Genomic DNA, 6,274 nt, shown 5'->3' on the forward strand with positions numbered 1-6,274 from the left:
CCATCACCGCCATCCGGGAGGCCACCACCGAACTCGCCAAGGCCGGCTCGGCTCGGCGATGGGCCAGTCGCTCTATGCCGACATCGTGGACGAAGAGGACAAGAAGTGACCTCCTCCCCCGTGGTGAAATCAGCCTGACCACGTGACCGATGCTCCAGGCGACGACGCCGCCAGGACAACAACCAAAACCAGCCGTTGCCGACGGCAGGACCACCAGCTCGACTGATCACAAAAGTCTGGCTGGAGTGCTATCGGGAGAACATGAACGAGAATCCACCCACCACAGCTGAAACTATGCGATCTTCGCCGTGTGGCCGTGAACCGCGGAGCCCGGGTTCCCGATTGCCGGGACGCAATCCGAGGCTATCCCACACCTCACCACAGCCATAATGGTCAATACTGACCATGGCAACCGACAAATATCAGGCAGTCACCGAGTTTTCAACCCGCGACGACAGAAATATGGACACAGGCGATCTTGAGGAAAGATCAAAAACTGCCAGGGTCAGCGGATTCACCAACTCGATAGCTGATCGACAGCGATGGATAAGATGCGGTCCATTCCGTCGTTTTCTCCCATCGGTTTGCTGCACAAGCGCGCCGCCGGCGAGGGTCGCCGCCGTTGCGCTGGAGGACTCGTGGACCGTCGTACCGTGATTGCGGGCATCGCAGCAGCCCCCCTGGTCGCCGCTACCGGGGTGACCGGCACATCATCGGCGTCAGCCGCCGAATTCGGGGGCCACGAGCGCCATCGGACGCTGGTGATCGGGCACCGCGGCGCGTCGGGCTACCGCCCTGAACACACCCTCGCCTCGTACGAGCTGGCCGCGCGGATAGGCGCCGACTTCATGGAACCCGACCTCGTGCCCACCAAGGACGGCGTCCTGGTCTGCCGGCACGAGCCGGAGATCGGCGGCACCACCGACGTCGCCGACCACCCGGAGTTCGCCGCCCGCAAGGTGACCAAGGTGCTGGACGGCACGCCGGTCACCGGCTGGTTCACCGAGGACTTCACACTGGCTGAGCTGAAGACCCTGCGCGCCAAGGAGCGGCTGCCGGCCTTCCGGCAGGAGAACACGATGTACGACGGCCGGTTCGAGGTCCCGACTTTCGTCGAGCTGCTCGAGCTACGCCAGCGCCTGTCCCGGGAACTCGGCCGCGAGCTCGGCGTCTACCCCGAGACCAAGCACCCGACGTACTTCCAGAAAGCCGGTCTTCCCCTCGAGCAGCGCCTCCTGGACCTCCTGAACCGATACGGCCTGAACCACCGCGGCGCCCCGGTGTTCGTGCAGTCCTTCGAGACGGGGAGCCTGCGCCAGCTGCGTACGCTCGGCCTGCGCGCTCCCTCGGTGCAGCTGCTCAGCGCTAGCGGCGCTCCGTTCGATCTGATCGACGCCGGCGACCCGCGGACCTACGCGGACCTGTCCACGCCGGCCGGCCTGCGACAGATCGCAAGCTACGCGAACGGAATCGGACCGGACAAGACGCAGATCGTCCCGCGGGCCGCGGACGGAACGCTGGGCACGCCGACCTCGCTCGTCCCCGACGCGCACGCCGCGGGGCTGGTACTGCACCCGTACACCTTCCGGGCGGAGAACAACTTCCTGCCGGTGGACTACCGGCGCGGCGCGAACCTCAGCGACTTCGGTCGGGGGATCGACGAGCAGGTGACATATCTGAAGGCCGGCATCGACGGGCTGTTCACCGACCAGGCCGACATCGGTGTCATCGCCCGGAATGAGGCTTTCAAGTCCTAGCCGGCCAGGTCCTGGCTGGCGTCCTGGCTGGTGTCCTGGCTGGCACAGCACGGCGTAATTCCAGCGGGGATGAGCTCCCCGCGTTGCGGGAACGTGCTGAACATGGTGGCGGCGACCAACCTCGCCACCATGTTCAGCACGCCGGCGTTTTGACGAAATGACCGTGCGACCTCAACGTGCCGTGGACAACTGCTCCGGACGGTCCCGCGACCACGCCAACGTGTCACTGACGGCATCGAACAGCTCGAATAACTCCTCGGCGATGTCAACATGCGGACTGCTCAGAACAACATTGAGTACACCGCGACCGTCCGGCACGGGAATGAGCGTCTGCATGATGACGCCGTCGATCGGCACCCCGTCCGGCTCCGACCGCTCAACCCCACGCGTACGCACAGCCCGGCCGGCTGGCATCTCGACGACCGTCACGGTACGCCACGCAGAGCTCCGATCCGTCGGTGCCACCGCGGTGATCTGACCCGCGATCGCCTCGGCCGTGTTGTCCGCGCCGGTCGCCATGCCGTCGGTGTGGAACACCATCACACTGGCCACCAGACCGTCGGAACCGTCCACCAGTTCGGCTGTGGCCGCGCAATACACAGCCCCCTGCCGCTCCGCGCGCTCAGCGACCTCCCGCAGCAGCCTGAGCAGCGCCGCACGGTGTGGCCGCAGTTGCGGGAACTGCGCGATCCGCTCGTCGACCAGACGCGCGAGGTCACCGGTACGGCTGGCGCGCCACACGTCGAACTCAAACCAGGAGCGGGGCACCCGAAGGGTGAACCAGCTCGGGGCACCGGTGCCGGTGCCGCTCACACCGCACCGCCCGCCGCCACCGGCGACGCGGTCACGCCGGCGTCAGGAGACGCAGCGACCAAAACCGTGGGTGCCGCCGGCGGCAACGCTCCGGCGAGGCCGGAATCCGCCGCGGATACCCCGTCTGCCAGGCCACGCAGCAGGCCGGACGCCCGCTCCAGCAACTTGTCCAGCGACTCACGCCGGTCAGACGACTGGCTGACGAAATGATGCAGGGCCGTCTCCACCTCGCCCGACCCCGTCTGACCATGCAGACCGTCGAAAGCGGCACCGAGCGAGGAGAGCGCAGCGCGAATGTCTGCCAGCTCACCGGACACCTGCCGGGCGACCTCGGGATCGCATCCGAAGACACTCGCCGTCACTTCGTTGCCCCTTCCATGGGCGCGCACACCGTTACCACCCCAGACGCCTGAAGGCTAACCAGCACGCTACCAAGAAGCAATATCGGGAAACCATCCGTGGCCGACGATCGCGCGATCATGCTTTTTAGAGCGCCCGACAATAGGGACGTGGATCAAGGAGCGGGGCTGGGGTGCGTGCATCGCGAAGCGATGGATGGGGAGCGATGTGGCGAGGTGCGTGCTCGGGCCCCGCGTACCCGCGATCCTCGAACCACACCGCCGCGTCATGGGTCGACGCGGTCCCGGCCGGGTCAATCATGAGCGGGCGACCCCACCCGCCGGCATCGTCGCGCTCCGCGAACACACTCATGTGTGGATGAACAGCTACGGAAAGTTGCCTCACAGCATGCGGAAGCAGACTGCATTTCCTATCCTTATCAGGGAACGCAAGCCTACCGACATTGATCACTATTGACTGGTGACCGCAGGGCAGGACGAAGGTGGGTTTTAGACGTGATCGAGACATCTGAAAACACTCCGCCGCACAGGCCGTCCACCCGCACCTGCCGCCCGAAGACGTCGGGCCGACGGAGATTTCGCCGGATGGCGTTCCTACAGCGGCAGCGCAGATCCGCGGTCGTGTTGCTGCTGGTTGCGTTCCTCACCGGTGGGCTTGTCACGCCCGCGGCGGGCTCCAGCGGCTCCGGGGGTACAACAGGCGACGGAGACGTCGTCGGTACTCCCACATCCCTGCGAAACGTGCCCCCGGTAATATCCAGTGTGGCTACGGGCACATTGCTCGCCTACCACATGCCGGGCATCCAGGGAAAACAGATCAATGCGACGGCCATGCTTTTTGTTCCCACCGGGTCACCACCGCCACACGGCTGGCCCCTTGTCGTCTGGGGTCACGGAACCGTCGGACGGGCACCGGAGTGTGCGCCGAGCGTCCAGCTCCAGGAACACAACACATGGGTTGACGGGCCGAACGACACCCTCCTGGCAGCCGTCTTGACGATGGGCGTTGCCGTCGTCGCTCCGGACTACGAAGGACTGGGTCCCGTGGCCGACGGCGTCAGGGCCGGCCACGGCTATTATCACCTTTCCAGCGCGGGGAATTCGATGATCTTCGCTGCTGTCGCCGCGCAACGAGATCTTGGTAGCAAACTGTCCGGGCAATGGGTGTCGGCCGGGTGGTCGGAAGGGGGTTTCGCATCGCTTGCCGCCGCTTATTATTCCAACGTGGCCAAGAAAGCTGATCCCGACCTGGAGTATCGCGGCGCCATCGCCATCGCCCCGGTTCCGGATATTCGCGCCATGAACAGGGTCCTGTGGCGTGATATCGTCGATGCCTCTCAACCTGGATATGGGCCGACGGGCCGTCAGATCGACCAGCTGGTCTTTGCCAACGCGGAAACCATTTACTTCACGAAGACCCAACGTTATGCAGGCTACCACGTCGACCCGGCCCAGATCTACGGTCCCAATATGTTGAGGTTCTACCAGCAGAACTGGCAGACATGTCTGCCGGACCTGAACGCCCTCGTCCGGCATGATATCCAGAACTACCTGAACGCCGCTCCCTCCCATCGCCTGGACTCTTATCCAGGGATCCACGGCGAGACAGCCAACTCGCTTCCAGAGAACGCCCGGTTTTTCGACCAGAACCAGGGGCGGCTCGAGAACTCAACGCTGCCGGGCCCGGTCCTCTGGCTGTACGGCACCGATGACATCACCAGCCCGAGCTCTGTCACCTACAACACCGTCAACAAGATGGTGGCCAACGGCAACGACATCAATCTGGCCGTCCTTGAGGGGGCGGGCCACTACGATGTATCCACCGTCGGCCTACCGCTCATTCAGGCACGCCTGAGGCAGCTCTTCATGCTGAGGTGACGTCTGGGGTGCCCACTGAGGTGACGCCAACCCGTCCCCGTTCGTATCCGGGCTCCTGGGATGAAGGGATCGGCGGGCGGCCGCCGCCGCCGCCCGCGCCGACCCACCGCTGGGCGACATCCGCCGGCCCTGGCGGGGGAAGCATCAGGGTGTGCGATGCGCGGTGTTGGGAGCGACCGGCTACATCGGCGGCCGGCTGGTACCGGAGCTGGTGGGCCGGGGGCATGCCGTACGGGCGGTGGCCCGCAGTCCGGGCACGCTGGCCGACGTGCCCTGGCGCGACCAGGTCGACGTGGTGGCCGCGGACGTCACCGACGCCGACGGCGTCGCCACGGCCCTCGCCGGACAGGACGTCGTCTACTATCTGGTGCACTCCCTACACCAACGCGACTTCGTCACGCTGGACCGCGCCGCCGCCCACACCGTGGCCACCTGTGCCCGCACGGCCGGGGTGCGACGGATCGTCTATCTGGGCGGCATCAGCCCCACCGGCCAGCGGCTGTCCCCGCATCTGGCCTCCCGGGCGGAGGTCGGACGGATCCTGCTCGACTCGGGTGTGCCCACGGTCGTCCTGCAGGCAGCGATCATCATCGGCTCCGGATCGGCCAGTTTCGAGATGTTGCGCTACCTCAGCGAACGACTCCCGGTGATGGTCACCCCGCGATGGGTGCACAACCACGTACAGCCGATCGCGATACGCGACGTGCTGCACTACCTTGCCCACACCGCCGAGCTCCTCCCCGGCACGGTGAACCGGGGTTTCGACATCGGCGGTCCCGACGTCCTCACCTACCTGGACATGATGCACCGCTACGCCGAGATCGCAGGCCTGCCGCGGCGCCTGGTGCTCCCGGTACCGCTGCTCACCCCGTGGCTGTCCGCGCAGTGGGTCAACCTGGTCACCCCGGTGCCGCGCAGCATCGCCGTCCCGCTCATCGAGTCCGTCATCCACGAGGTGGTCTGCCGCGACCGCGACATCACCGACGAGATCCGGGACCCGCCCGACGGGCTGACGGGCTACGAGCGGGCCGTCGACCTGGCACTGGCCAGGACTCGCGAGGCCGCGGTGCCCACCCGCTGGTCGGGCACCTCGACGCCGCGCGCACCCTCGGACCCACTACCCACCGACCCGAGCTGGTCGGGCGGGACGGTGTACGAGGACGTCCGTGAACGCGGCACCCGGGCCGATACGGGGGCGCTGTGGCAGGCCATCGAGGCTGTCGCCGGTACGCACGGCCGGTGGCGCGTGGAACACATCCAACGGCCCCACCTGCTGCGACTGCGCGCCGAGATGCCGGTGCCCGGCCGCGCCTGGCTCGAGATGTCCGCCACCCCCACCCCCGGCGGCTCGCTCTACCGGCAACGGGCGGTCTTCGAACCGCACGGACTGGCCGGCCACCTTTACTGGAAGGCTGTCGCGCCCTTCCAGAACCTTGTCTTCGGCAGGATGGCCCGCACCATCACAGG

6 protein-coding genes are annotated in these 6,274 nt (G+C 66.5%); 3 read left to right on the forward strand and 3 right to left on the reverse strand.

Translation table 11 applies throughout. From position 1 onward, the window contains the following. Nucleotides 1-638 precede the first annotated feature (638 nt). Nucleotides 639-1,757, forward strand: coding sequence for a glycerophosphodiester phosphodiesterase (locus U9980_RS19265; protein WP_322769199.1), 1,119 nt, complete (start codon nt 639-641; stop codon nt 1,755-1,757). Here the strand turns inward: U9980_RS19265 and U9980_RS19270 are convergent. From U9980_RS19270 to U9980_RS19280, 3 genes are read right to left on the reverse strand one after another with little or no spacing between them, the layout of a single operon-like run. Further along, nucleotides 1,754-1,888 (reverse strand): hypothetical protein, encoded by a 135-nt coding sequence (locus tag U9980_RS19270; protein ID WP_322769200.1) that lies wholly within the window; start codon nt 1,886-1,888, stop codon nt 1,754-1,756. The genes U9980_RS19265 and U9980_RS19270 overlap by 4 nt on opposite strands. Before the next feature lie 40 nt (nt 1,889-1,928). After that, on the reverse strand, nt 1,929-2,570 hold the full coding sequence (locus U9980_RS19275) for a hypothetical protein (RefSeq protein WP_322769201.1): 642 nt from the start codon (nt 2,568-2,570) through the stop codon (nt 1,929-1,931). Beyond that, nucleotides 2,567-2,932, reverse strand: a complete 366-nt coding sequence (locus tag U9980_RS19280) for a hypothetical protein (protein WP_322769202.1) — start codon at nt 2,930-2,932, stop codon at nt 2,567-2,569. The genes U9980_RS19275 and U9980_RS19280 overlap by 4 nt, the downstream gene beginning before the upstream one ends. A gap of 759 nt (nt 2,933-3,691) precedes the next feature. Between U9980_RS19280 and U9980_RS19285 the strand changes: the two genes are divergently transcribed. Then, a complete protein-coding gene (locus tag U9980_RS19285; RefSeq protein WP_322769203.1) occupies nt 3,692-4,807 on the forward strand; it encodes a lipase family protein in 1,116 nt (371 codons plus the stop codon). Between the two features lie 151 nt (nt 4,808-4,958). Then, nucleotides 4,959-6,274, forward strand: a 1,316-nt coding sequence (locus tag U9980_RS19290) for a DUF2867 domain-containing protein (RefSeq protein ID WP_416210325.1), incomplete at its 3' end; no start/stop codon positions are given.

This window comes from Protofrankia sp. Cr1 (genome assembly GCF_963555865.1).
Taxonomy (GTDB): domain Bacteria; phylum Actinomycetota; class Actinomycetes; order Frankiales; family Frankiaceae; genus Protofrankia.

Excerpts from the sequence above, each read along its gene's own strand:
- U9980_RS19270 (WP_322769200.1), bottom strand. The coding sequence starts at position 1,888 with ATGGTGGCGAGGTTGGTCGCCGCCACCATGTTCAGCACGTTCCCGCAA.